At 73.6% G+C, this 25,972-nt stretch carries 18 protein-coding genes and 1 pseudogene; 14 read left to right on the top strand and 5 right to left on the bottom strand.

Annotation, left to right across the window (positions count from 1 at the left end):
* From EAH89_RS27755 to EAH89_RS33620, 3 genes and pseudogenes are all read right to left on the bottom strand, one after another.
* On the bottom strand, window positions 1–232 hold a 232-nt coding region (locus EAH89_RS27755; protein WP_140886942.1), incomplete at its 3' end, for a transposase.
* 459 nt (window positions 233–691) lie between these two features.
* Window positions 692–1,087, bottom strand: a complete 396-nt coding sequence (locus tag EAH89_RS33625; protein ID WP_408906327.1) for a tetratricopeptide repeat protein — start codon at window positions 1,085–1,087, stop codon at window positions 692–694.
* Between the two features lie 244 nt (window positions 1,088–1,331).
* Window positions 1,332–2,732 (bottom strand): annotated as a pseudogene (locus EAH89_RS33620) (tetratricopeptide repeat protein); the annotation flags it as partial.
* A 2,481-nt stretch (window positions 2,733–5,213) separates the two neighbouring features.
* Between EAH89_RS33620 and EAH89_RS27745 the strand changes: the two are divergent.
* Genes EAH89_RS27745 through EAH89_RS27735 form a run of 3 tightly spaced genes read left to right on the top strand, consistent with a single transcriptional unit; the run spans window position 5,214 to window position 9,509 of the window.
* Window positions 5,214–6,680: an oligosaccharide flippase family protein gene (locus EAH89_RS27745; RefSeq protein ID WP_161993798.1), complete on the top strand. Its 1,467-nt coding sequence runs from the start codon at window positions 5,214–5,216 to the stop codon at window positions 6,678–6,680.
* A gap of 8 nt (window positions 6,681–6,688) precedes the next feature.
* Window positions 6,689–7,834 (top strand): glycosyltransferase family 2 protein, encoded by a 1,146-nt coding sequence (locus tag EAH89_RS27740; RefSeq protein ID WP_140886939.1) that lies wholly within the window; start codon window positions 6,689–6,691, stop codon window positions 7,832–7,834.
* Window positions 7,835–7,880: 46 nt separating this feature from the next.
* Window positions 7,881–9,509, top strand: a complete 1,629-nt coding sequence (locus tag EAH89_RS27735; RefSeq protein ID WP_140886938.1) for a hypothetical protein — start codon at window positions 7,881–7,883, stop codon at window positions 9,507–9,509.
* 21 nt (window positions 9,510–9,530) lie between these two features.
* Here EAH89_RS27735 and EAH89_RS27730 read toward each other — a convergent pair whose 3' ends face one another.
* Window positions 9,531–10,796 carry a right-handed parallel beta-helix repeat-containing protein gene (locus EAH89_RS27730; RefSeq protein ID WP_140886937.1) on the bottom strand — a complete coding sequence of 422 codons (1,266 nt, stop codon included), beginning with the start codon at window positions 10,794–10,796 and terminating at the stop codon, window positions 9,531–9,533.
* A 345-nt stretch (window positions 10,797–11,141) separates the two neighbouring features.
* Here EAH89_RS27730 and EAH89_RS27725 point away from each other — a divergent pair, with 345 nt between their 5' ends.
* The 11 genes from EAH89_RS27725 to EAH89_RS27675 all read left to right on the top strand — a co-directional run bounded on the left by EAH89_RS27725 (window position 11,142) and on the right by EAH89_RS27675 (window position 24,173).
* A complete protein-coding gene (locus EAH89_RS27725; protein WP_140886935.1) occupies window positions 11,142–12,581 on the top strand; it encodes a polysaccharide biosynthesis/export family protein in 1,440 nt (479 codons plus the stop codon).
* Window positions 12,582–12,709: 128 nt separating this feature from the next.
* The gene (locus tag EAH89_RS27720) at window positions 12,710–13,489 is read left to right on the top strand and encodes a glycosyltransferase family 2 protein (protein ID WP_206667709.1); all 780 of its coding nucleotides are present in this window, start codon (window positions 12,710–12,712) and stop codon (window positions 13,487–13,489) included.
* Window position 13,490: 1 nt separating this feature from the next.
* A complete protein-coding gene (locus tag EAH89_RS27715; protein ID WP_140886934.1) occupies window positions 13,491–14,657 on the top strand; it encodes a glycosyltransferase family 4 protein in 1,167 nt (388 codons plus the stop codon).
* Window positions 14,654–16,663: a hypothetical protein gene (locus EAH89_RS27710; protein WP_140886933.1), complete on the top strand. Its 2,010-nt coding sequence runs from the start codon at window positions 14,654–14,656 to the stop codon at window positions 16,661–16,663. The genes EAH89_RS27715 and EAH89_RS27710 overlap by 4 nt, the downstream gene beginning before the upstream one ends.
* Window positions 16,653–17,429 carry a hypothetical protein gene (locus EAH89_RS27705; protein ID WP_140886932.1) on the top strand — a complete coding sequence of 259 codons (777 nt, stop codon included), beginning with the start codon at window positions 16,653–16,655 and terminating at the stop codon, window positions 17,427–17,429. Before EAH89_RS27710 ends, EAH89_RS27705 begins: the two co-directional genes overlap by 11 nt.
* Window positions 17,429–18,703 (top strand): glycosyltransferase family 4 protein, encoded by a 1,275-nt coding sequence (locus EAH89_RS27700; RefSeq protein ID WP_140886931.1) that lies wholly within the window; start codon window positions 17,429–17,431, stop codon window positions 18,701–18,703. Before EAH89_RS27705 ends, EAH89_RS27700 begins: the two co-directional genes overlap by 1 nt.
* Window positions 18,700–19,698, top strand: a complete 999-nt coding sequence (locus tag EAH89_RS27695) for a glycosyltransferase family 2 protein (RefSeq protein ID WP_140886930.1) — start codon at window positions 18,700–18,702, stop codon at window positions 19,696–19,698. The genes EAH89_RS27700 and EAH89_RS27695 overlap by 4 nt, the downstream gene beginning before the upstream one ends.
* Before the next feature lie 2 nt (window positions 19,699–19,700).
* Entirely contained in the window at window positions 19,701–21,020 is a 1,320-nt protein-coding gene (locus EAH89_RS27690) for a polysaccharide biosynthesis protein (protein WP_140886929.1), read from the top strand.
* Window positions 21,017–21,763, top strand: coding sequence for a serine O-acetyltransferase (locus EAH89_RS27685; protein WP_206667708.1), 747 nt, complete (start codon window positions 21,017–21,019; stop codon window positions 21,761–21,763). The genes EAH89_RS27690 and EAH89_RS27685 overlap by 4 nt, the downstream gene beginning before the upstream one ends.
* A 185-nt stretch (window positions 21,764–21,948) precedes the next feature.
* Window positions 21,949–22,608: a lectin gene (locus EAH89_RS27680; protein ID WP_140886928.1), complete on the top strand. Its 660-nt coding sequence runs from the start codon at window positions 21,949–21,951 to the stop codon at window positions 22,606–22,608.
* A 380-nt stretch (window positions 22,609–22,988) separates the two neighbouring features.
* On the top strand, window positions 22,989–24,173 hold the full coding sequence (locus EAH89_RS27675; RefSeq protein WP_140886927.1) for a glycosyltransferase: 1,185 nt from the start codon (window positions 22,989–22,991) through the stop codon (window positions 24,171–24,173).
* Between the two features lie 27 nt (window positions 24,174–24,200).
* Here EAH89_RS27675 and EAH89_RS33245 read toward each other — a convergent pair.
* Window positions 24,201–25,972: family 16 glycosylhydrolase (locus EAH89_RS33245; RefSeq protein WP_140886926.1), on the bottom strand; the 1,772-nt coding region annotated here is incomplete at its 5' end.

The following is a 25,972-nucleotide window of genomic DNA, read 5'->3' as shown; positions in this document are numbered from 1 at the left end:
GGTCCGACACCGCTTTCCGCAGCCGCGCGTTCTCCCGCTCCAGCTCCCTCAACCGTCTCACCTGGTCCAGCTTCAGGCCGCCGAACTCGGCCCGCCAGCGGTAATAGGTCTGGTCGGTCACCCCGATCGCCCGCACCGCCTCCGACACCGGCTTGCCTTGCGTGGTCAGCACCTCAACCTGCCGCAGCTTGGCGACGATCTCCTCGGGCGTGTGCGTCCTCTTCCGGCCCATCCTCTGCCTCCTCAAAACAGCCGCCGGTCCACATAACCGACGGACCGCTTCTACGGGGGCACGTCAAGAATGACAGACGATCGAGCGGATGCTCGGCTTGGCCAACCGCGACCTCATTGGCAATGGAGCAGTACCTTCCCACGGACGCAAAAGCGAAATTGCCACCGTTGATGTGGGTGAAGGCTCCAACAGACAATGGAGCTGCCCAGTTCATGCTGGCTGTCGAGTAGAAGGGCGCTTCCAGAACCACCTTCTCGTGCATGCGAACAAGGGGCGTGTTCAGGGACGCTGCCTGCAAGCCCTCCGCAACCAACCTGCCTCTGTCCAGGCGCCTGAGCTCGATCATGAGAACCTTGGAATGCTTTGTGCGAGGTTGATGGGCAGCGAGCATGAAGCTTCCCGGTTGTCCTAATGCTGGCGAGGGACAACCGGGAAGAACAAGTGGTCAGTGGAAGCGCCTTAATCAGCCAGCGCGGGCAGTGTGTCCTGGCTCAGCGCCTCTTCCACCGCGGCTCGCGCCCCGTCGAGGTCGCCGCTCTGCATCAGCACGCTCGACAGGTCGTAGCGCCAGCGCGGCTCGGCCGGGTCGGCCGCGATGAGGCGCTCCATCCACGCCCGCGCGCCGGTCCAGTCCTTCCGACGCATCTCGACCTCCGCGCGCCGCCGCAGGACGGGCGGCAGGGACGGTGCCCGGGCCACCGCCGCCTCGGCCGCCTCCGCCGCGCCCTTCGCGTCGCCGCGGGCAATGCGAAGGCCGGCCAGGTCGTGCAGCGCGTAGGGGTCGATCGGGTCGAGGGCGATGGCCTCGGCGAGGAGGGCCTCGGCCGCGTCCCACTCCTGGCCGCGGGCCGCGATGTCGGCGCGGCGGCGCAGCAGGACGACGGAGGGGGCGGGGCTGAGGGAGAGAGCCGTCTCCGCGGCGCGCGGCGCCCTGGAGGTCGCCCCGCTGCATCAGCAGGCCCGCCTGGTCGTGGTGCAGGTTCGGGTCGTTGGGCGCGAGCGCGAAGGCCTTGTCCATCCAGCCCTGGGCCGCGTCCCAGTCCTTGCGCATCGCCTCGATCGCCAGGCGGCGGCGAAGCAGGGGCAGGGGCGCGGCGGGGGCCGCGGCCAGGGCGGCGTCGATCGCCTCGGCCGCGCCGTCGAGGTCGTTCACGGCGAGGCGCAGCCCGGCGAGGTCGTTCAGCACGTCCGGGTCGTGCGGCTCCGCGGCCAGGGCCTGGTTGAGGACCACCTGCGCGGCGGCCGGGTTCTTCCGCCGCATCTCGATGGCCGCCAGCCGGCGCAGGTAGGGCACCGGCGAGCCGGCGCGGCGGGCGAGGGCCGCCTCGGCCGCCTCCGCCGCGCGGTCCGTCTCCCCGGCGTTGAGCAGCACGCCGGCGAGGTCGTGGCGCACGTCCGGGTCGCGCGGGTCCGCGGCCAGGGCGCGCTCGAGGAAGGCCTTCGCCGCCGCCCAGTCGCGCCGCGCGCCCTCGATGGCCGCGCGCCGGCGAAGGTAGATCACCGCCGGGCCGGTGCCCTGCGCGAGCGCCGCGTCCGAGGCTTCCGCCGCCCCGTCGAGGTCGCCGCGGTTGAGCCGCAGCCCTGCGAGGTCGTGGAGAAGGTCGGGGTTGGCCGGCTCCAGCGCCAGGGCCTGGTCCAGGAAGCCCGCGGCCGCGGCCGGGTCCTTCCGCACGATCTCCACGACCGCGCGGCGGCGGAGATAGGCGACCGGCGATCCCGTGCAGAGCGCCAGGGCGGCGTCGGCCGAGGCCGCCGCGCGCTCGGGGCGGCCCTGGGCGAGGTGCAGGCCAGCGAGGTCGAAGTGGAGGTCCGCGTCGTCGGGCTCGGCCGCCAGCGCGCCCTCGAGGATGGCGAGGGCCTCCGCGTGGTTGCGGCGGGCGCCCTCGATGGCCGCGCGGCGGCGGAGGTAGCGCAGGGGGGCGCCGTCCTGGCGCGCCGTCGCGGCCTCGATCGCCTGGAAGGCGGCCTCGGCGTCGCCGCGGGCGAGGTGCAGGCCCGCGAGGTCGAAGGGCACCTCGGGGTCGCGCGGGTCGGCGGCCGCGGCCTGGCCGAGGAAGGCCTCGGCGACCTCCCAGTTCTTCCGCCCGGCCTCGATGGCGGCGCGGCGGCGGAGATAGGGGACGGGGGCGGCAGAGGCACGGGCGATGGCGGCGTCCGCCTGTTCCGCGGCGCCGTCGAGGTCGCCCGCGGCGAGGCGAAGCCCCGCCCGGTCGTGGTAGGCGCCGGGGTCCTGCGGATCGGCCACGACGGCGCGGGCGAGCAGCGCCTCCGCTCCGGCCGGGTTGCGGCGGCGGTTCTCGATGTCGGCGGCGCGGCGCAGCGGGGCGGCGCGGGCGCCGCCGTCGAGCGCCACGGCCCGGGCGGCGGCGGCGGCCGCGGCGTCGAGGTCGCCCTCGGCCAGGCGCAGGCCCGCCAGGTCGTGGTGGTTCAGCGCGTCCTCCGGGTCGGCCGCGAGGGCCTGGTCCAGCCAGCGCTGCGCCGCGCCCCAGTCGCGCCGCATCACCTCGATGGCGGCCCGGCGGCGGAGATAGCCGATGGGAGGGGCCACGCAGAGGGCGATGGCGGCCTCGGCCGCCTCGGCCGCGCCGGCGAGGTTGCCCTGCGCGAGGCGAAGGCTGCACACGTCGTTGTGGACGGTCGGGTTCCTGCCGTCGACCGCGAGGGCGCGCTCGAGCCAGGACTCGGCGGCGCCGAGGTTGCGGCGGCGCATCTCGATGTCGGCGATGCGCCGGTAGTAGGGGCCGAGGGCCGTCTGGTTCCGGCCGCGGGCGCGCTGGAGGTTCGCCTCCGCCTCGGCCAGCTCGCCGGCCAGGCGCTCGGCGAGGGAGAGGCCGTCCTCCGGGGCGGCGGCGCGCGGGGCGGCCCGGTCCTCGCCGCCGCGCGGCGCCTCGAGGCCGAGGAGCGAGGCCATGCGCTGGCGCGCCGCCGGGAGGACGCCCTCGAGGTCGTCCACGAGGAGGCTGAGGGCCTCGGCCGACTGCACGGTGGAGACCTCGTCGCCGGTCCAGCCCAGGCGCGGCTTGTCGAGGCCGTAGACCACACTGCGCGTCAGGCGCCGGATGAGCGCCCATTCGGCGACCTGCCGGCAGACGTAATCGAGGGTCGCGGTCTCCGCCACCGGGTCGAACTCGACGCCGAGCTGGGCGGAGAGGCGGATGAAGGCGGCGTAGCGGAGGTTCACGAAGAGCTGGCGCGCGGTGGCGTAGTAGCGCGCCGCCCGGTTCGTCAGCCCGCGGTCGGCGATCTCCGTCTCCTCGTGGAGAAGGATGATCTCGGGCGGGACCGGCAGGCCGAGCGGCGGCGGCGGGGCCTCGGCGGCGGGCTTCGGGGGGGCGGCCTCCGCGCCGTCCGCGCGCTCCGGCCGCAGGCCGCGCAGCGCCGGCTTCGCCACCACCCGGTCCTTCAGGCCGAGCTGGAGCATCAGCGCCTGCAGATCGGCCGAGATCTCCTTCAGGTAGTCCTCCGCGGCCGGCCGCATCGCGTCGATGATGCGCAGCAGCCAGCCGGGGATGTGGGTCCGCACCAGCTCGCCGAAGTCGCCGAGCACCACCTGGCGCTGGTCGCCGTCCCGGAAGCGGAGGAACTGGCGGTAGACCTCGGGCTGGGCGCCGAAGTCGGGGGGCAGCTCGACCAGGACGGAGCAGTGGCGGGAGGCGAAGGCGAAGCCGTAATGAGGCGCCTCCAGCGTCCAGCGGCGCCCCTCGACGAGGCCGTAGACCTCGCTGTTGAACACGATGCCGCCGAGGCCGACCGGAAGCAGCGGGCCGGTCGGCGCCTCGGAGTCGGGCGCGCGGTAGCCGTAGTGGAGGGTGATCCCCTCGGCCGTGCGGACCGCCTCGGCCCGGTCGAAGAAGCGGGGGGCGAGGGAGGGCTCGTAGGCGGTGCCGGCCGCGGCGCCGCCGATCCCGGCCTCGAGCCGGACCTCGACGCCGGGGGGCAGGCGGAAGAAGCGGCGCGCCATCGCCTGCGCGATCCAGTCGGGCCGGACGGCGGGGTTGCCGGCGTAGGGGTCGAGAACGGTGTTCTGGGCGGCGTCGTTGCCGAGGAGCAGGACCTCGGTCCAGTCGTGGCCGAGGTCGTGCTCGCCCTCGTCCCGGCAGGCGGCGGTGACGTCGGCCGCGTCGGACCCCGCGGGTGTGCCGGCCGGCACCTTGCGGCCGTAGACGCCCTCGTGCTGGCCGATGACGATCTCTGAGACCTGGCCCTGGCGGCAGGAGCGGTAGCGGAGGCCGAGCTTGTTCGAGGCGAGGGAGGCGACCTTGGCGCCCATGCCGAAGTTGCCGTCGAGCGCCATGTTCTTGAAGAGCGAGGAGGAGAGGTCGGAGATCCGGACCAGCTCGGAGGGCGACAGGCCGCGTCCGGTGTTCCAGAGGCAGAGCTTGGGCACGCCCGCGACGTCCCGCGCGAAGAGCCGGACCTGGCCCTTTCCGGCGGGGGCGGTGGCGGCGGCCTCGATGGCGTTCATGACGAGCTCGCGCAGCATCATGGTCTTCGGGCAGCGCTCGATGGTCGAGGCCACGAGGAAGGCCTCGTCCGAGACGCGCAGGGGGACGACGGCCGTTGTTGCCTGCATGGTCGGAGGGTCTCCTGAATCACGACTTCGTGCGATGATGGGTTGATGACCTGAATTTGATCAGAGCGTATAGGGATTTCCGCTCCTGCGAAGTCGCCGCAAGGGTTGCGATATCAAAATGGAGCCTCTTTCCCGGCAATCGGTTGCATGGCCGCAACGTTGTCGGGGCGGTGAGGTGCGGTGGGAACGGGGATGGCCCTCGGCGCGGCCGTCACTCGGAACCGATCGGCCCCCGGCGCACGCGGAAACGTTTATTGCGCCCTATCAGACCCTGTGGCTCAGACGCCCGCGATCGACCCGCACGGATCAGTACAGGTCAAGTATTGTTGAAGTTCTGCCTTCGCGTCAGCCCGGGTTCCCGGAAGTTTCATGGGCTGTCAACGCAGCGAGCACTCGAGGAACACCGGCGTGGCGTCTATTCGGCATAGCTTCGCGTGGATGACGGTCGCCAACGGCAGCCTCTTCGCCCTTCAGTTCGTCGTCTCGATCCTGATCGCCCGCCTTCTCGGTCCCTACGAGATGGGCATCTTCGCGATCGCCCTCTCCATCGTCGGCATGCTGTCCATCTTCCGGTCCTTCGGGCTCGGCACCTACCTCATCCGCGCGCCGGAGCTGGACCGGCCCCTGCTGGCCACGCTGTTCACGATCAACGCGGCCCTCGCCCTCGTCATCGCGCTGGCCATCCTCCTGCTCAGCGCGGTCGGCGGCGCCCTGCTGAAGGAGCCGGGGGTGAGGGACCTTCTCCTCATCCTGGCGATCTCGCCGGTCATCGGGATCTTCGACTTCATCCCCGCCTCCGGCATCGAGCGTCGCGGCGAGTTCCGCTCGGTCGCCCTCGTCAACGTCTTCCGCTACAGCATCGCCAACGTCGCGACGCTCTACTTCGCCTATTCGGGCCACGGCTACATGAGCCTTGGCTACGGGCAGATCATCAGCGCCGTGATCTCGGCCGCGCTGAACAACCTCTTCGGCCGCCGGCTGATCGTGATCGAGTTCGGCCTCCAGCACTGGCGCGACGTGATGCGCTTCGGGACCCAGATGCTGACGATCTCCATGATCGGCGGGCTGCAGGGGCGGATCTCCGACCTCCTCCTGTCGAAGTTCCTCGGCCTGGGCGCCTTCGGCCTCTTCTCCCGCGCGACCAGCCTCACCGGCGTGCTGTGGGAGAACATCCAGGCGATCATCCTGCGCGTCATGATCGTGGACTTCGCGGAGCAGCGGCGCCGGAAGATGTCGCTGCGGCACAGCTACCTGCGCCTCATCCAGGTCCTGACAGGCTTCCTCTGGCCCGCCTTCGCCGGCATCGCCGTCGTCTCCGGGCCGCTGGTCATCCTTCTCTTCGGGGAGAACTGGGCGGGCGCCATCGCCCCGCTCAGCATCCTCTCGGTCTCGGCCGCCCTCTTCGTGCCAATCATGCTCGCCTGGGACATCTTCGTGATTTCGAACGAGACGGCGCGGCAGACGCGTATCGAGATCATCCGCGCGCCGATCTCGCTCGGCCTCTTCGCCATCGGCTGCCTGATCAGCCTCGAGGCCGCGGCGGCGATGAAGATCGTGGAGGCCGTGATGATGTTCCTCTTCTACCGCCCGCATCTCGAGCGCCTGACCGACACCCGCTGGGCAGACTACGCGTCGATCTACGGCCGCAGCCTTCTCCTCACCCTCGCCGCCGTGCTGCCCGCCGGGATCGCCATGACGCTCTGCGGCTGGTCGGCGCACGCGCCCCTGCCGGTGGTCTTTACCAGCGTCGGCGCGGGCGTGCTTGCCTGGGCCTGTCTGCTCTGGTTCTTCGAGCACCCCATCTTCGAGGAGGTCAGGCGCGTCGTCGCGCGGCTTCGCCCCACGCCGGCGGTCGCCGCGGCCCCGCCCCTGTAGGATCATCCATGCCCCCGACCAACGATCCCGCGGTGGATGTCCTCATCCCCGCCTACAACAGCGCCGACACGATCGTCTCCTCGCTGCGCTCCATCCAGGAGCAGACCGTGACGGGGATCCGCATCCTCGTGGTCGACGACGGATCGACCGACGCGACGCCGGAGATTGTCGAGGGCATCGCGGCGGAGGATCCGCGCGTCGTCCTCATCCGCAAGCCCGGCAACAGCGGGATCGTCGACGCCCTCAACCTCGGCCTGGAGCGGAGCGAGGCGCCCTACATCGCGCGGCACGACGCGGACGACCTGTCCTACCCGACGCGCTTCGCGGTGCAGCTCGCCTATCTCGGGGCCCATCCGGACTGCGTCGCGGTCGGGGCGGTGGCGCGCCACGTCAACGGCAAGGGAGACCCCACCGGCAACTATGCCCGGCTGCGCGCGCCCGAGCTCGCCGACCCCCATTGGTTCCCCTCGCGCGAGCCCTACCTGATGCACCCCTTCCTGATGGCGCGACGGGAGGCGCTGGTCGCCGTCGGGGGATATCGCCACGTCTTCCATTCGGAGGACACGGACCTCTACTGGCGGCTGCAGGAGCGCGGCCGGCTGCACAACCCGCCCGAGCTGCTCGGCGACTACCGGCTTCACGCGGGCAGCATCACGAGCAAGTCGCTCCGCAACGGGCGCGTCGCCGCGCTGAACTCGCAGCTCGCGGCCGTCTCCGCGCTGCGCCGGCGCGCGGGGCGGGCCGACCTCTCCTTCCCGCGTGAGCGGCTGCCCGCCTACGAGGGCGCGGAGACGACGGCCGGCCTGCTGCGCCTCGTGCGGGACGACCTCACGCCCGAGGAGTTCACCTATCTCGAGGCCGCGGTCGCCGCGAAGCTGGTCGAGAACGTGAGCTACCGTCCCTATCTCCTCGAGGGCACGGATTGCCGCTTCATCCGGCGCACCCTGAAGGCGAACTGGCACCGCTTCTCGCCGGAGAACGCGGCCGAGATGCGCCGCTTCCTGATCTCCGTCGGCACCAAGCTGATCTACCACCGGCGCCTCAAGGAGGTGGCGATGCTCCTCTCCCCGCGCGACCTGGCGCGGGCGCTGCACCGGGTGACGAGCGTCTCGATGATGGTCCGGATGCAACGGCTGAGGCCCGTCCCGGGCTGAGGCGCGGCGGCCGCCCCGGGGCGGCTTGCCATCGGCCGGAGAAATGATGCACGAACGCATCGAGTGCGGCGCGGGTGCGCGGGCGTTGGTCGGGGCGAGCGGCGGGGACGGCATGCAGGAGCGGGGTTTCCGCGGACGGGTTCCGGCGCCAGGCCCGGGGCCGCTCGCCGACTGGGGCTGGCTGCTGCTGTTCCTCCTCCTCGTCCTCGCGACCCAGCTCGGCAGCCTCCGCCGCGAGGTGATCGACTGGGACGAGGGCACCTTCCTGCTGATGGCGCAGGACGTGCTGCGCGGGCATCTGCCCTACACCAAGATCTACGACATGAAGCCGCCCGGCCTGTTCCTGCTGCTCGCCGCTCCCCTCGGGATCTTCGGCGAGAGCCTGGCGGTGGCGCGGCTGTTCGGCGACGCCTCCATCGTGCTGACGGCGGCGGCGACCTTCCTGGCGGCGCGGCGCTACAGCGGCAGCCGCCTCGCGGCCGGCCTTGCGGTGCTGGCGATGGTCTCGGCCCTGTCGCTTCCCTTCGGGCTCTACACGAGCAGCGAGATCCTCGCGATCGCGCCGCTGGCCTGGGCGCTGCTCCTGCTGATGACGCGGCGCCGCTCGTTCGGGGCATCCATCGCCGTCGGCGCGCTGCTCTGCTTGGCCACGCTGATCCGGACGAACCTCGCGCTCGTCGTCATCGCCGTCGGCCTGCTGTGCCTCGCGGGGGCGTTCCTCCCGCGGCTCGGCTTCCACCGCCGCTTCGTGGCCGGCTACGTCGCGGGCGGGCTGGGGCCGCTAGCCGCCCTGGTGCTCGCCTACTGGGCCTGCGGCGCGCTGGACGTGCTGGTGCTCGGCGCCGTGACGGTTCCGCGGCACTACTCGGACGAGATGGGCTTCGTCTCGGCCCTGCGGACGACGCGGACGAACGCGTCGGAGACGGCCAGGGCCTACCCGCTCACCTTCGGCATCCTGGTGGGCCTGGCCCTTCTCGGGAGCCTGTCGGCCGTCGCGCGGGGCATCGAGGCGGCGCGGCGCGGCGTCGACGAGGCGGGCGTGGACGCGCTCGTCCTCTGGACCGGCGCCGGCGCGGTCGCGCTCTCCATTCTGATCAGCGGGGGCGGCTACCCGCACTACCTCCTGCAGCTCTATCCCTTCGCGGCCGTGAGCGCGGCCTGGGCCATCGGCCTCCGCCCCCTGCGCCCCGTGCTGGCCGGCGCGGTGCTGGTCTCCGTCCTTGCCGCGGCGGCCGCGACCGCCCGGGACACCGCCGCGGTGCTGTGGGACCCCGCGGCCGTGCGCGCGTCCTACAAGGTCCGGAACGCCGCCGAGGCCATCCGCGCGGACATGGCGCCGGGCGACCGGATCTGGACGATGCACGAGCACCTCGTCCTGTTCTACCTCGACCGGCCGCCCATCACGCCGGTGGCCACCCACCCCGACAACATCGTGCGCGCGTCGATCCTGGGGCCGCTCGCGGAGGCCGGGTACAGCCATGCGGACGAGCTCGGCTACATCCTCGGCCTGAGGCCGGACTACATCGTCAACAACGCCTATGGCATGCCGTTCTACATCGTCGGCGAGAATCGCACCCGGGTCGCCGCCTTCCTCGAGGCCGACTACGACACCTGGTACGCGCGGGACGGCGTCGTCGTGTACCGGCGGCGCTCCAAGGGGCGGCCGGCGGGCTGACGGGGCCCGGCCGCGCGGCCCTCAGGGCGCGCAGCCCGGGTCGCGCTCGGCCGCGAAGGCGCCGGCCCAGGGGGCGGGGCCGCCGGGCTGCGGCCGGAAGTCCTGCAGGGCCGGCGAGACGAGGCGCGGGTCGCCGGCGAGGTTGCCCCGCCCGGCCACGCCCGCGCCGGGGGGAAGGAGGTTGTGGGATGCCTCCTCCGTCGGCTGGTTGAAGACCTGCCGCGCGAAGGGCGCGACGACGATGTTGCAGGCGAAGCGGTAGCTGCCAGGGGCCGGACGGTCCCCGAAGCCGAAGAGCAGCGCGCGGTGCTGGGTGTCCACGATGGTGTTGTTCAGGACCTGCAGGCCCGTGATCTCGAGCCCGAAGTTTCCCGTGCCGCGCTTGTTGTGCAGCCAGTGGAAGGGTGAGGCGTTCAGCGCGACGTTGCCCTGCACCAGCAGGTTCCGCACCTTGTCCCCCGGCAGTCCGCCGACCTCGAAGAAGCCCGCCGAATCCTCGACCCAGTTGCCGCTGACGACGATGTCGGCGGCGCTGCGCCAGAACTCGAAGCCGACGCCGTCGGTGCCGTAGTCGTAGCTCATCGCGCGCGCGTTGCGGACGTGGTTGCAGTGGAAGCGGTGCCCGCGCCCGCCGATGACGAAGGCCTGGGCGCCGGAGTCGTCGTCGCCGCCGGGCGTGTTGGTGACCATGTGCAGGTCGCGGATGCTGTTGCCCACCAGAAGGTGGCTCTCGCCGCGGACGTCGACGCCGCGGCCGGAGCCGGTGATGAGCACGTCGTGCACGACGATCCGGCGCGTGGCGTCGTCGAGGACGATCGCCGTGTCCGGGGCGCCGCGGAGGCCGATGGCCTCGATGATCACGTCGCTGGCGCCGGCGGCGCTGATCACGAAGGGCGCGGTCGCCCGGATGCTGGGCCGCTCCCCCTCGCCATAGGCGGTGAGGCGGATCGGGTTGGACGGGGTGCCGCTGGCGGTGAGGCGAAGCTCGCCGGCGTAGTGGGTGCCGGCCCGGAGGGCGACGCTGTCGCCGGGCCGCAGGCGCAGGCGCTGCACGGCGGCGAGCGAGGCGAGGGGCGCCTCGGGCGAGGTGCCGGCGTTCCGGTCGCTGGCCCTGGGCGCGCCGCGGTCCAGGTAGTAGCGGGTTCCCGTGCCCGCCGGCAGCTCGACGCGGCAGAGCTCCGGCAGCGGCCAGGGTCGCTCCGCAGCCCGGGCGGGCAGGGGCGGGAGCCCGGCGGCCAGGAGCAGCAGGGCGAGGAGCCGCGGGGCGGGGCGGTCGCGGAGGGGCACGCTCGGTCCTTCTGTGGGAGGCGCCGCCGGGGCAGGGCCGCTGGCCCCGCGGCCGAGGCCTGCCGGCCCAGCAGATGACGGCGTCAAGGCGAATGCAATCCGGCTCCAGCACGTTCGTTCACAATTTCGTGCTTGTGCGCCCTGCCGCTGCTTGGTAATCAACTGATCAGAGCGTTACCAATTTTACCGCAACGACTCCAGACACCCCAAGAAAAACCTCCCCTACGACCCAATCCAGAGCCTGGATCGGGAACGGGAAACCGCGGCCTGAAAAGAGCTCGTGGGGGAGGCTTGGTCGTCAGGGACGTGGGTACTTGCGGTAGGGCCGAAGCGGAGTGTGAACGGATGCCGACGTCTGGCCTGGAGGTTGTTTCGAGAGAAGCGGGCGCCGATGGTTACTGGAGCAGGATCCTGCTTCCGGCGATCTGCGCGGCGGCTCTTCTCCTCGGGCCGGCCCCCTCGGCCCGGGCGCAGCCGCGGTCGCTGCAGGCCGCGCCGCCGGCCGCCGTCGAGGCGGCGGGCGTGACCCGGCTGGTGGTCGGCGACAAGCTGCGGGTGAACGTCTTCGAGCGCCTGGCGGACAGCGAGGACCGCTGGGCCAACCAGCAGCGGCCGTCGCGGCCGGACACGAGCTTCTACCTTCACCAGGGCCTGTCTGGCGAGTTCGTGGTCCGGTCGGACGGGCGGATCTCGGTGCCGCTGCTCGGCACCTTCGCGGCCGCCGGCCGGGATCTGGGGGAGCTCGGCGCCGACATCACGGCCGCCTTCGAGCGGCTGATCGGTCGCCGCGGCTCGGCCAGCGTGGACCTGGCGGCCCGCCAGCCGATCTACGTGCTCGGCGCCGTCCGGACGCCCGGCCCCTACCCCTACGAGGCCGGCCTGACGCCGCTGCACGCCATCGCCCTCGCCGGCGGGCTGCGGGTGCAGGAGATCGACCGCGGCGCCGCGGTCGAGGCGGTGCGCGAGCTCGGCCGTAGCGAGATCTCCACGCGGCGCCTCCAGATCACCCTCGCGAAGGCCGCGGTGCTGCGCGCCGAGCAGCTGGGCGAGCCGCCCGCGGTTCCCGCGGAGCTGGCGCAGCTCGTCGGGCACGCGCCGGCCGAGGCGCTGCTGGCCGAGGCTGTCGCCGCGCGCGAGCCCCTGATCCGCGCCCGGCAGGAGCGCGACCGCGCGATCACCGCCGCCATCGAGTCGGCCGGCAAGTCGCTGAAGGCGACGCGCGACCGCCTGGCGCCGGTCCGCGCCAACGTCGCGCAGCGCCGCGCCCGCCTCGAGGGCATCCAGGCGCTCTACCAGAACGGCAACGCCCACCGCGTCACCCTCGCGCAGGCGCAGAGCGAGCTCGCCGAGGCCTCGGACCGCGAGGCCGGGATCCAGACGACCATGGCCGAGGCGGAGCGCCAGCTCACCACCCTCGAGCTCGAGCGCACGCGGATGCTCGGCGAGATCGTCGCGGCGACGGAGGCCGACTTGGCCACGCTCACCCGCGAGATCGACGACCTGTCGGGCAACCTCGCCTCCGGCCTGCGGGTGGGCTCCCTCTTCCGGACGGTGCTCGACGTGCCGGACGGCGAGATGCCGCTCCGCTTCGAGGTCGTGCGGAAGAGCCAGGGCGGCGCCGAGGTCCTCCTGGCCACGCCGACCATGACGCTCGAGCCCGGCGATCTCGTCCGCCTGCTCGACGCGCCCGGCCCGCCCCCGCGGACCGCCGCTGTGCCGGAGCGCGCCGGGCCGCCCGCGCGCCTGACCGGCCTGCTCGGCACCGCTCCCCTGACGCCGCGCTGACGACCCGGCGCGCGCCTAACCCCCTGCCACCGCCCAACCCCCAGGGCCGCCGGCCGACGCCCCCTTCCGGGGGCGACGTGGAACGCCTGTCCGGGGCCATCGGACGCCACACCGCGAAGGAGCTTCTCATGGATGGAATGTCCCCCGGCGAGCCCTACCAGAGGGATTGGCCGACCCCTCTGGGGCCCCGCCTCATCGGCGCCAACGCCCCGACCGTGTCCCTCGTCATCCCGACGCTGAACGAGGCGGAGAACCTGCGGGTCCTGCTGCCGCAGCTTCCGGGCTGGGTGAAGGAGGTCATCATCGTCGACGGCCACTCGACCGACGGCACCCCCGAGGTCGCGCGCGGCCTGCGCCGCGACGTCCGCGTGGTGATGCAGCCGGTGCGCGGCAAGGGCGCGGCGCTGCGGGCCGGCTTCGCGGCGGCGGAGGGCGACATGATCATCGCGCTCGACGCCGACTGCTCGATGCACCCGCGGGAGATCATCATGCTCGTCGGCGCCCTGATGTCCGGCGCGGACTTCGTGAAGGGGTCGCGCTTCCTCCAGGGCGGCGGCACGATCGACATGTCGCTGTTCCGCATGGCCGGGAACTGGGGCCTCACCCAGATCGTCCGGCTGCTCTACGGCGGCTCCTTCTCGGACCTCTGCTACGGCTACTTCGGCTTCTGGACGCGCCACGTCCCGCTGCTGGAGCCGACCTGCGACGGCTTCGAGGTCGAGACCTTCCTGAACCTGACGGCGCTGAAGAGCGGCCTGAAGGTGATGGAGGTGCCGAGCTTCGAGGAGCTGCGGCTGCACGGCGAGAGCAACCTGCGGGCCATCCCGGACGGCTGGCGCGTGCTGAAGACCATCCTGCGCGAGCGCTTCGGCCGCCGCGCGGGCCGCCGCGAGATGAGGGCCGCCTGACATGGACGGGATGTCGGCGGTCGGCGACAGGCCGCGCGCGAGGCCGGACGCCGCGGGGCGCGCCGAGCGGCCGCTGCGCATCCTGATGGTGGCGGCGCGCTTCCTGCCGGACATGGGAGGCATCGAGACCCACGTGAACGAGGCCGGGCGGCGGCTTGCCGCGGCCGGTCACCAGGTCACGGTGCTGACGACCGACCGCACGGGGCGCCGCCCCATCGCGGAGATGCGGGACGGCCTCGAGATCCTGCGGGTTCCGGCCTGGCCGCGGCAGCGCGACTACTACCTCGCGCCCGGCCTCTGGGGCGCGCTCATGGCGACCGACTGCGACGTCGTGCACATCCAGGGCTACCACACGCTGGTTCCGCCGCTGGCCATGCTGGCGGCGATCCGCAAGCGGGTGCCCTTCGTGATCACCTTCCACAGCGGCGGGCATTCCTCGCCCTGGCGGAACCGGATCCGCGCGCTGCAATCCGCGCTGCTCGCGCCGCTGGTCCGCCGGGCGGCGCGGTGGATCGCCGTCTCCCGCTACGAGGCGGACCGCTTCTCGGGCGAGATGGGCCTGCCGCGCGAGCGCGTGGCGATCGTGCCGAACGGCGCCGGCCTCGCGCTGGACGGCGCGGCCGGCGAGGCCTCGGCGACGGAGCCGCTGATCGTCTCCATCGGGCGTCTCGAGCGCTACAAGGGCCATCACCGCGCGATCGAGGCGATGCCGCGGCTGCGCGCCCGGCGGCCGGGCGCACGGCTCCGCATCCTCGGCGAGGGCCCCTACCGGGAGGAGCTCGAGCGGCTCGTCGCGCGCCTCGGCCTCGGCGACTGCGTCGAGATCGGGGCGGTGCCGCCGGCGGAGCGCGGGCGGCTCGCCGCCGTCCTCCGCAGCGCCTCCGTCGTGACGCTGCTCAGCGACTATGAGGCGCATCCGGTCGCGGTGATGGAGGCGCTCGCCCTCGGCTGCCCCGTCCTGGTGACGGACGGCTCGGGCTTCATGGAGATGGCCGAGCGCGGCATGGTCCGCACCGTGCCCCTCGCCGCCTCCCCGGAGGCGATCGCCGAGGCGATGCTCGCGACCCTCGCCGAGCCCGGCGGCCGCGCGCCGCTCGCGCTGCCGAGCTGGGAGGCCTGCGCCGGCCAGCTCGAGGCCATCTACCGGGACGTCGGCCGCGACCGATGAGCCCGCCTGCCGCCGACGCCGTGCCGGGCGACGCGCCACGGCCCCCGCGCTTCTGGAGCCCCGCCGCGCTGGACGCGCGGGCGGCGCGAGGAGGCTTCGTGGGCCGGGTGCTCGACCTCATCGGCCCGCGGCTCGATCCCGAGGCGCCAGAGGCGGAGGAGCGGCCGCATCCCGGCTGGATGGCGATCCTCTCGGTCGGCGTCGCCCTCTCTCTGCTCATGCTCGCCCAGGCGCACCACGAGGGCTACCGGGACCGGCCGAACGCGCTGCTGCAGTGGACGGCCTACGGGGTGATGTTCTTCCCCGTCGCCCTCCGCGCCGGCCGCCACGGGACGGCGCGGGCGGAGCGGATCTTCCTCGTGGCGCTCGTGGGGATGGCGGCGCTGGCGGCGAAGTGGCTGCACTCGCCGACGCGCTTCGTCTTCTTCGACGAGTTCCTCCACGTCGCCTCCGCGCTCGACATCCTCGAGCGCAAGCGGCTCTACACCACCAACCCGCTCCTGCCGATCAGCCCCGCCTACCCAGGCCTCGAGCTCGCCACGACGGCCCTCGTGGAGCTCACGGGCCTGCCGCTCTTCGCGGCGGGCTACGTCGTGCTGGCGGTGGCGCGCTTCCTTCTCGTCGTCGGCGTCTATTGCCTCCTGGAGCGGGTGACGCGCTCGGCGCGCGTCGCGGCCGTGGCCTGCCTCGTCTACATGGGCAATTCCGGCTTCGTGCTGTTCGACGCGCAGTTCGCCTACGAGAGCCTGGCGCTGACCTTCTTCGTCCTCGCGCTGCTCGCGGCCTCCACCCGCCGCGACGCGGCGGCCTCGCCCTTCGCGGCCTATGCCCTGACCCTCCTGCCGCTCGCCGCGCTGGCGACGACGCACCACATGTCCGCCTACTTCACGGCGGGCTTCTTCGCCCTTCTCGCCGCGCTCTCGCGGTTCAGCCGCGCGGGCGCGCCGGACCGGCGCTTCCTCCTCGTCGTGGCCGTCGCCGCCGTCGCGCTGCCGGTCGCCTGGTCGCGGCTGCAGGGCGGCTCCGGCGACGGCTATCTCGGCCCGATCCTGGAGAAGGGAAGCACCGAGCTGGCCAACCTCCTCAGCGGCACGGGGCGGTCGCGGCAGCTCTTCTCCACGATGAGCGGGGCGCAGTCCCCGATCGAGATCCGCGTCTTCAGCATCGTCGCGCTCCTCGTCGTGGTCGGCGGCCTCCTCACCGGCTTCTTCCGCGCGATCGCGCAGTCCGTGCGGCCGGAGCGCGGCTGGGCCGCGATCTTCCGCTTCCTGCGCCTGCAATGGTCCGACCACTGGCTCCTGCTCCTCGCCCTCACGGCCGTGGGCTTCCCGGTCTCGGTGGGCTTCCGCCTGACGGGCGCGGGCTGGGAGATCGGCAACCGGATGGGGCCCTTCGTGTTCCTCGGCGCCGGCTTCGTCATCGCGGTGGCGATGACCCGCCTCTGGCAACCCGCGGGCGCCTCGCCCCGCCGGCGCGCGGCGACGGCCGCGGCGCTCTCGGTCTGCTTCCTCGGCGGCATCGCCACGGGTTGGGGCAACCCCTCCACCCGGACCGGCTACCGCGTCGCGGCCGACGCCGCCTCGGTCGAGCCGATGGGGATCGACGCGGCGCTCTGGGCGCGCGACTGGATCGGGCCGGGCGGCCGCTTCACCGCCGACCGCATCAACCGCGTCCTGCTCGCGACCTACGGGCGGCAGACCGTGGTCACGACCCTCCTCGACAAGGTGGACACCTCCTTCGTCCTCCTCGCACCGCGGCTGACGGGCGGCGAGATCGGCGCGCTGCGGGAGGGCTACGTGGACTACGTGATGGTCGACATGCGGATGACCACGGGCCTGCCGCGCTACGGCTACTACGTCGAGAAGGGCGAGTACCAGGAGGACCCGCTCTCGCCCGTCGAGGCGGACAACCTTCTCAAGTTCAACCTCTATCCCGGCATCGACCGGCTGTTCGACAACGGCAGCCACATCGTCTTCGGCACGGGAGGGCTGCGCCGTGCGCGCTAAGCCGTCCCCGCGCGCGCTGGCGGCGGCTGGGGCGGGGCTGGCGCTGGCCGCCACCGCGCTGCTGCCCGACGGCCACGGGCTGCGCGCCGCGGCCTGCCTGCCGCTGGCGCTCTACTGGCCCGGCGTCGCCTTCCTTCACGCCGTCGGCCGGCCGCGCGACGCGAGCCTCGAGTGGGAGGCGATGGCGGTGATGGCGAGCGTCGCCCTCCTCGTCCCCGGCGGGCTGCTGCTGAACCGGCTGGGGATGCTCGGCGCCCTCGGCTGGGCGTGCTGGCTCGCGGGCGCGACGGGGGCGCTGCTGGCGGCCTCGCTGCTCCGGCCGGCACCGCGCCGCGCCGCGCCGCGGCCGGGCAGGCCGCGCGCCCTCCCGAGGCCGCTCGTCCTCGGGGGCTTCCTCCTCGCGCTGGGCCTCGCCGGCGGCGCGGCGGTCATCGCCGTCGATGACGGGCTGCACTGGCGCGAGTTCCGCTTCACCGAGTTCTGGATGCTCCCCGACGTGCCGGAGCAGCCGGGCGCCGTGCTGATCGGCGCGCGCAACGCCGAGGCGCGCCCGATGGTCTACGCAATCGCGGTGATGCAGGACGGCCTGCCCATCGCGTCCTGGCGGGGCATCGCGCTCGAGCCCGGCGCCTCGGCGACGCGCGACCTGCCGCTCGTCGTGCGGCCCGGCACGCCGTCGCGGGTCGAGGCCTGGCTCTTCGACAGCGACAACCCAGGCACCGTCTATCGCAAGGTCTGGCTCAACATCGGAGCACCGGGGGCGTGATGCGCATCCTTCTCCTCACCCAGTTCTATCCCCCCATCGTCGGCGGCGAGGAGCGGCACGTCCGCAACCTGGGCGCGGAACTCGCCCGGCGCGGCCACGCGGTGACGGTGGCGACCCTGTGGTACCCGGGCGCGGTCGAGGACGAGAGGGACGGCGCCGTGCGCGTCCTCCGCCTCCGCGGCACGCTGCAGCGGGCGGCGGGGCTGTTCTCCGAGTCCGAGCGCCGCCACGCGCCGCCCTTCCCGGACCCGGAGCTGGTGGCCAAGCTCGCCGGCGTCGCGCGCGCTTTCCGCCCGGACATCGTGCACGCCCACAACTGGATGGTGCACGCCTGGCTGCCGCTGAAGCCCTTCTTCCGCGCGCCCCTCGTGCAGACGCTGCACGACTACAGCCTCGTCTGCGCGAAGAAGAACCTCATGACGCCCGAGGGGCCCTGCGCCGGGCCGTCGCTCGGGCGCTGCCTCTCCTGCGCGTCCGACCACTACGGCCGGGCGGTGGGCGTGACCACGGCGCTGGCCAACCGCGTCTCCAGCAAGGTCGCGCGGGGCCTGGTGGACCGCTACCTCGCCGTCAGCCGGGCGGTGGCGGAGGCGAACGGCCTCTGCGACGCGGCGGAGGTGGTGCCGAACTTCATCCCCGACGACATCGGCGCGCCCGCCCCCTCCTCCGCGGCGCGCGACCTTCTGCCGGACGGGCCCTACCTTCTCTTCGTCGGCGACCTGAACCGGCAGAAGGGCGTGCCGGTCCTGCTAGACGCCTACCGCCGGCTGCGCGGCGCGCCCCCGCTGGTGCTCATCGGGCGGCCCTTCCCGGAGGTCGCGGCGCCGCTGCCCGACGGCGTGCTCGCCTTCCACCGCTGGCCGCACGCGGACGTGCTCGCGGCCTGGCGCGGCTGCCTCTTCGGCCTGGCGCCCTCGGTCTGGCCGGAGCCCTGCGCGACCGTCGTCATGGAGGGCCTGGCGCACGGCAAGCCGATGGTCGTGACGGCAACGGGCGGGATGCCGGACATGGTGCAGGACGGCGAGAACGGCCTTCTCGTGCCGCCCAACGACCCCGCCGCTCTGGCGGCGGCGATGGGGCGCCTGATCGACGCGCCGGCGCTCGGCGCGCGCCTCTCGGCGGGCGCGCTGGCGCGCATCCCGGCCTTCCGCGCGGCCCGCGTGATCGACCGGATCGAGGCGGTCTACGCCGGCCTCCTCGGCGGCGCCGCGGCCGCCGCCAGCAACGCCTTTGCGGCGCCGCGGGCCACCGCGGCTTCGGAGACACGGGCATGACCGACCGGCAGAGCATCTCCGTCATCCTCTGCGCCTACACGCTCGACCGCTGGGACGACCTGCGGGAGGCCATCGCCTCGCTGCGGGCGCAGGCCCGGGCGGCCGACGAGATCATCCTCGTGATCGACCACAACGAGGATCTCCTCGCCCGCGCGGCCGCGCTGTTCGAGGGCGTGCGCGTCGTGCCGAACGCCCTCGGCTCCGGGCTGTCGGGCGGGCGGAACACGGGGCTGGCGCTGGCCGGCGGCGACCTCATCGCCTTCCTCGACGACGACGCCGTCGCCGCGCCGGACTGGCTGGCCCGCTTCGAGGCCGCCTTCGCCGATCCCGACGTGCTCGGCGCCACCGGCGCGGTGGCGCCGCTCTGGGTGGGCGCGCGGCCCGGCTGGTTCCCGGCGGAGTTCCTCTGGACCGTCGGCTGCACCTTCCCCGGCGCCGAGGCGCTCGCCGGCGGGGAGGTCCGCAACGTCATGGGCTGCTCGATGATCTTCCGCCGCTCGGTGCCCGAGGCGATCGGCGGCTTCAGCCACCGGCTCGGCCGGCTGAAGGCGGGCGCCAACCTGCTCTCCTGCGAGGAGACCGAGTACTGCATCCGCGCGCGCGCCGCCTTCCCGCGGGGCCGCTTCGTCTCCGCCCAGGACGCGCGCGTGGACCATCGCGTGACGGCGGCGCGGATGACCTTCGGCTACTTCCTGCGCCGCACCCATGCCGAGGGGATCTCCAAGGCCATCGTCGCCGCCCTCGCGGCCCGGCGCGGGGTGCTCGGGACGGAGCGGAGCTACGTTCTCCGGACGCTCGGCGCGGCCGTGCTGCGCGATGCGGCGCGGGGCCTCTTGCGCCTCGACCGCCACTCCCTCGCCCGGGCCGGGGCGATCCTGGCGGGGCTGGGCTCGGCGAGCCTCGGCTTCCTCCGGGGCCGGGCGATGCTGCGCGCCGAGGGACGGCCCGCCGCGGGCGCCACCGCGCCCGGCCTTTCCGGCGCGGCGGGGTCCTGACCATGCAGCTCGTGGCAGGTTCCCGCGCCGGCGGCCTCCTCGCGGGGGCGCGGCGGTCCCTCGGCAGCAACCTCGTCCTGCTCGGCAACACCGCCGCCATCTCGCTCGGGACGGCGCTGACGGCGGTGTCGGGATTCGCCTACTGGTGGGTCGCGGCGCGGTCGTTCACGCCCGAGGCCGTGGGCACCGCCTCGGCGCTGGTCTCGGTGATCGGCCTCATCGGGCTGTTCGGCGAGTGCGGCCTCGGCACGCTGCTGCTCGGCGCCGCCCTCGGGACCCGGCAGGGCCTCGGGCTGATCGGCGCGGCCATGGCCGCGAGCCTCGCCGCCTCGGCCCTGCTTGGGGCCGGCTACGTCGCCCTCGGCGAGCACTGGCCGGCCATCAACCACGGGCTGGAGGGCTTCGGGGCCAACGACCTCCTGCTCGTCGCCGGCTGCGCCCTCACCGGGCTCACGCTGCTCACGGACCAGTCGCTCATCGCGCAGCTCCGGGGGCGGCTGCAGCTGCTGCGGAACGTGACCTCCGCGCTGACGAAGCTGGCGGCGCTCCTGCTCCTCGCGCTCTGGATGCCGGGCGCAGACGGCACGCGGCTGCTGCTGCTCGCCTGGGTCGGCGGGATGTCGCTCGCGCTGGCGACGGTGGGGCTGGCCGCGCGGCGGTCCGGCCTGGCCGTGGTGGGCCGGCCGGATTTCGGCCTGCTGGCCCGCCAGTTGCCGCGCGTGGTGGACCACCACGCCCTCAACCTCGCGGCGCAGGCGCCGACGATCATCTTTCCCTTCCTGATCGCGGTGCTCTTCTCGCCGGCGGTGAACGCGGCCTTCTACCCCGCCTGGGCGATGGTCCACGCGGCCTCGCTCTTCACGGCGGCGCTGACCATGGTGCTCTACCGGATCGGCACCAACGAGCCGCAGCGCCTGCGGGAGCGGCTAGGCTTCTCGCTCGCCCTGTCCTGCGGCTTCGCCCTCGCGGTGGGCGGGGGGCTCTTCGTCCTCTCGGGCCCGATCCTCGCCTTCTTCAACCCGGACTACCCGGCGATCGCCGGCCCGGGGCTCGCCCTGCTCGGCTTCGGCCTGGTGAGCCTCGCGATCCGCCAGCACTACCTCGCGCTCATGCGGCTGCGCGGGCGGATGCGCGCCTCCTCCGTCCACTTCGCGGCCTGGAGCGTCCTCGAGATCGCCTGCGCCTGCGCGGGCGGCCTCGACGCCGGGTTGCGGGGCTTCGTCCTGGGCTGGCTCCTCTCGCTCTCGCTCCAGGCGGCGACGATGCTCCGCCCGCTGATCGCGGCGAGCGATCTTCCCGGCCGCCGCGGGAGGGGCGCGTGACCGGCCGCGCGGCGGTGCCGCGGGGAACGATGTCCCTTCTTCGGTTGGCCTCGCGCGAGGCGCCGGAGCGGGCGCCCAGTGGGACGGGACGGCAGGGCAACGCCGGGACGGGGCAGGGCGCCGCCGGGCCCGGGAAGAGCGGGGGATGGTTGACGAAGGTGCAGTGGATCCGCGAGTTCCGTGACGACATCCGGCGCTTCGAGCGCTACCAGCGGGGCGCCTCCGCCCTGGTGCTGGTCGGCATGCACCAGGGGCTCTGGGCGCTGCTGCAGTACCGGGTCGCGCACGCGATCTACCGCAGCGCCCTGCCCGCCGTGGTCAAGCAGCCCCTGCTCGTGCTGGCGGTGGCGTGGCAGAAAGCCGTCGAGGTCACGACGGGCATCTCGATCAAGTACCGGACGCGGATCGGCACCGGGTTCTACATCGGCCATTTCGGCAGCATCTTCGTCGGACCGGACGTGGTGATCGGGCCGATGTGCAACATCAGCCAGGGCGTCACGATCGGCGTCTCCGGCCGCGGCGAGCGCCGCGGCTACCCGACGCTCGGCGAGCGCGTCTATGTCGGCGCGAACGCGATCATCGCGGGCCGGGTGACGATCGGCGACGGCGCCGTCATCGGGGCGAATTCCCTTGTCACGCAGGATGTTCCCCCGAACGCGGTCGTCGTCGGCAGCCCGTTGAAGATCATCAGCTACAAGGGATCGGCGGCCTACCTGGACCCCGAGGCCGAGACGGGGGCCTGAGCCGGACGCCGCGTCCAGCCCAGGGTCGGCCCGGAGCATGCAGCCGGGGGGCGTTGGCGAAGATTGCCGGTTCGCACTAACCTTCCCCGCGCGTGGCCGCCACCGGTGGCCCGCCCAGGCGGTGCCCCAAGGGCGCGGCCGACGCCCGGCCCGTCCGGGAAACAAGCAAAGGGAGGAACCAAGCCATGCACAGAGCCACGACCCTCGCGCTCGCCACCGCGCTTCTGCTGGCCGCCCCGGGTGCCCGGGCCCAGTCGGCGGGCGAGATGACCTTCTTCGTCACCTCCGCCAATCCCGGGCAGGGCGCGAACCTCGGCGGGCTGGCCGGCGCGGACGCGCATTGCCGCTCGCTCGCCCTGGCCGCGGGGGCCGGCAACCGGACCTGGCGGGCCTATCTCAGCACCTCCGCCGCCGCCGGCAGCCCGGCGGTGAACGCGCGGGATCGGATCGGCCGCGGCCCCTGGCGCAACGCGAAGGGCGAGGTCATCGCGCAGGACCTGGCCTCCCTCCACGGCGACTCCAATGGCCTGACGAAGGGCAGCGCGCTGACCGAGCGCGGCGAGGTCGTCAACGGGCGCGGCGACAACCCGAACAACCACGATGTCCTCACCGGCTCCCAGCCGGACGGGACCGCCTTCGCGGGCGACGGGGACCGGACCTGCGGCAACTGGACGCTCGGCGGGGCGGAGGGATCGGCGATCGTCGGGCATCACGACCGGCTGGGCCTGCAGGACGACGCGCCCGCGCGGTCCTGGAACTCCTCCCACGCGACGCGCGGGTGCGGCCTGCCGGCGCTGCGGACGACCGGCGGCGCCGGGCTGTTCTACTGCTTCGCGGCGGACTGAACGGAGGGCTCGCGGCGGCCGGGCCCGTCCCGGCGCCGCGCGGCGGGGGAACGGGGCGCGGCGGGGGATAGCCGGCCCGCCCCGGTTCCCGCCGGGCGCCATCGGCCCGCGTTCCGGGCCACCCTTCTCCGACTCCGGCCCCCGAGGGGGACGTCGCCGGCCCGGTCCACCCCGCGAGGCGGCCAGGGGCCCGGGGGCCGGTCCGCGCGGGCCGCGTTTCCAAATACCCGGAAAAAGCGCCGAAGGCCTCGCCACCGGGCAGGCCCCCGGGCCGTTCACGCCGCGACGGACGCCCGCTGGCCCTGCCGGCGCGCGCGGAGATCGGTTTGACCTCCACCGTTAAAGTGCCAAACAGGGGCGGAGGTGCTTAAGGAGCCCGGATGCTGCGCGTGCTCACGATCTCCACTCTCTTCCCGAACGCCGCCCGCCCGACCTTCGGCGTCTTCGTGGAAAGCCAGACCCTTGCCCTCGCGGCGCGGGACGGGGTGGAGGTGCGCGTCGTGAATCCCATCGGACGGCCTCCCTTTCCGCTCGACCTCCACCCGCATTATCGCCCCCTTCGCCACCTGCCGGAGGAGGAGACCTGGAAGGGGCTGCGCGTCGCGCGCCCCCCGATGCTGACGGTCCCCGGGGTGACCGGGCGGATCAACCCGGTCCTGCTGGCCCGGGCGGTGCGGCCGGTCGTGGAGCGCTGGCGGCGGGAGGGCTTCGCCTTCGACGCGATGGACGCCCAGTTCTTCTACCCGGACGGCCCGGCCGCCGCCCTTCTCGCGGCGGAGTTCGGGGTTCCGCTGCTCATCAAGGCGCGCGGGGCGGACATCCACTACTGGGGGCGGCGGCGGGGCTGCCGCGAGAGGATCATGGCGGCCGCCGCGCAGGCCCGCTGCCTCCTGGCCGTCTCGCGCTCGCTCGCGAGGGACATGGCGGCGATGGGCATGGAGGCGGGCAAGATCGCCGTCCACTACACGGGCTGCGACCTCGAGCGCTTCCGCCCGCGGGACCGGGCGGCGGCGAAGGAGAAGCTCCAGGTGCGGGGACCGCTCGTGGTGAGCCTCGGCTCCCTCATCCCGCGCAAGGGCCATGACCTCGTCATCGAGGCGATGGCGGAGCTGCCCAGCGCGACCCTGCTGGTGGTCGGGGAGGGGCCCGAGCGGGGGCGGCTCCAGAAGCTGATCGAGCGGCGCGGCCTGGGCGGGCGGGCGCGGCTCGTCGGGGGAATGCCCCACGGGGAGCTGCCCGGCATCCTGGCGGCGGCCGACGTCATGGCCCTCGCCTCCGAGAGCGAGGGCCTGGCCAATGCCTGGATCGAGGCGCTGGCCTGCGGCACCCCCGTGGTGACGCCGGACGTCGACGGCGCGGCCGAGGCAATCGACCGCCCCGCCGCGGGGCGGCTGCTGCGGGAGCGCTCGCCGGCCGCCATCGCCGTCGCCATCCGCTCCATCCTCGAGGCGCCGCCGGCCCAGCGCGCCGTCCGCGAGAGCGCCGAGCGCTTCAGCTGGGAACGGAACGGGCAGCAGCTGCACGAGCACCTCGCGCGGATCGCCGCGCCGGCCGAGGCGGCGTAGCGCCCCCTCGGCCCTGCGCGCCCTGCGTCAGGCGAAGACGATGTCGCCCGCCCTGAGGGCGGTGAGGCCGGGCAGGAAGATGGAGTCGCCGTTCGTGCCGTAGGTGACCTCGAGGCCGGCCACCCCGGTGGGGCTGTGCGCGGGGTTGATCCAGACGCTGGCCGCAGGGATGCCGCGCAGGAGGATGTGGTCCTCGCCGGGGACGAAGCCGTTGATGGTGTCGTGGCCGTCCCAGCTGTCGAAGACGAAGGTGTCGCGGCCGGCGCCGCCGGCCAGCACGTCGTTGTCCTTGCCGCCGATGATCCAGTCGTCGCCGCTGCCGCCGATGATGGTGTCGTTGCCGGTGTCGCCGTTGACGGTCTGGGCGCGGGCGGAGGCGGAGCGGTCGAGGAATTGGTTGCCCGACGACAGCGCCACCACGTCCCCGTAGGTGAGGTCCCCGGCCTGCAGGGCGGTGACGCCCTGGAGGGTGATGGTGCTCGTCCCGTAGGCCACCACCAGCCCCGACGCGCTGGGCATGACGGTGACGTCGCTGGCGCTCTGCCCGTTGAGCAGGAGGTGGTCCACGCCGGGCTGGAAGTCGGTGATGATGTCCTTTCCGTCGCCGGAGAAGAAGATGAAGGTGTCCGCGCCGGTGCCGCCGGTCAGGGCGTCGTTGTTGCCGCCGCCGGTGATGCGGTCCTCCCCCGCGCCGCCGACGAAGCGGTCCACCACGCCGGTGCCCGTCAGCAGGAGGGAGCGGACCTCGACCGGGCGCACCGGGGCCGTGAGGTCGGCGAACTGCGAGGCGCGGATGTAGTCGATGCTCATCGTCGCCGACGAGGCGCCATCCGTCGCGCCCGGCCAGCTGTTGGGGCCGCCGACGGCGAGGTTCGCCATCATGTACATCGGCGAGTGCATGTCGGAGGGCGTGGCGACCTGCCAGAGCTCCGTGCCGTCGATGTAGAAGGTGATGACGTCGGGCCGCCAGGAGACGGCGTAGGTGTGGAAGGCTTGCGACAGGTCCGCCACGGGCGAGGAGACCGACTGCGAGCGGGTGCTGGTGCCGGTCGAGTTCGTGTGGATGGTCTCGTAGGCGAGGCCCGGGGAGTCGCCGACCACCTCCAGCACATCGATCTCGGCCGGCCAGGTGAGGTCGGCGCGCCCGAGCCAGAAGGCGGGCCAGAAGCCCTTCCCGGTCGCGATCTGGGCGCGCATCTCGAAGTAGCCGTAGGTCTGGACGAGGCTGGCGGAGGAGGTGAGGAGGCCGCTCGTGTAGGTGAGCCCGTCGGGCAGGCCGGCCGCGGGCCGGGCGGTGATGTCGAGCACGCCCTGCCCGCCGGCGTCGTGCAGGGCGAAGGGGTAGGGCCCGACGGTGGTGGCGTCGGCGTAGTACTGCACCTCGTTGGGGATGCTGCGGGTGTTCCAGAGGAAGGTCGAGCGCCAGGTGGCGGCGCCCGTCGCGCCGATGCCCGTCGGCGTTGCGGAGAAGCTGTTGAACTCGTCGGCGAAGGTCGGGCGGAGGGTGGTGAGGGAGGCGGCGGGCAGGCGGAAGTCCGTGGCCGTGAGGGCGGCGGCGCTGACGCCGCGCAGGATGGCGGCGTCGCCGTTCCCGAGCTCGAGCACCGCGTCCGCGCCGTCCTGGCGGAGGGCGGCCTGCACGGCGGCGAAGCTCGTGAAGGCCGTGAAGCCGCCGCCGATGACGATCTTGTCGACGCCCGGCTGGAAGTCGGTCACGACGTCGCGCCCGGCGCCGCGCTCGAAGAGGAAGCGGTCGGCGCCGGCGCCGCCGGTGAGGACGTCGTTGCCGGCGCCGCCGT

This window comes from Muricoccus nepalensis, from assembly GCF_006438825.1.
Lineage (GTDB): Bacteria > Pseudomonadota > Alphaproteobacteria > Acetobacterales > Acetobacteraceae > Roseomonas > Roseomonas nepalensis.
Note: the sequence above shows the minus strand (reverse complement) of the source record. Positions and strands in the feature narration are given on the sequence as shown.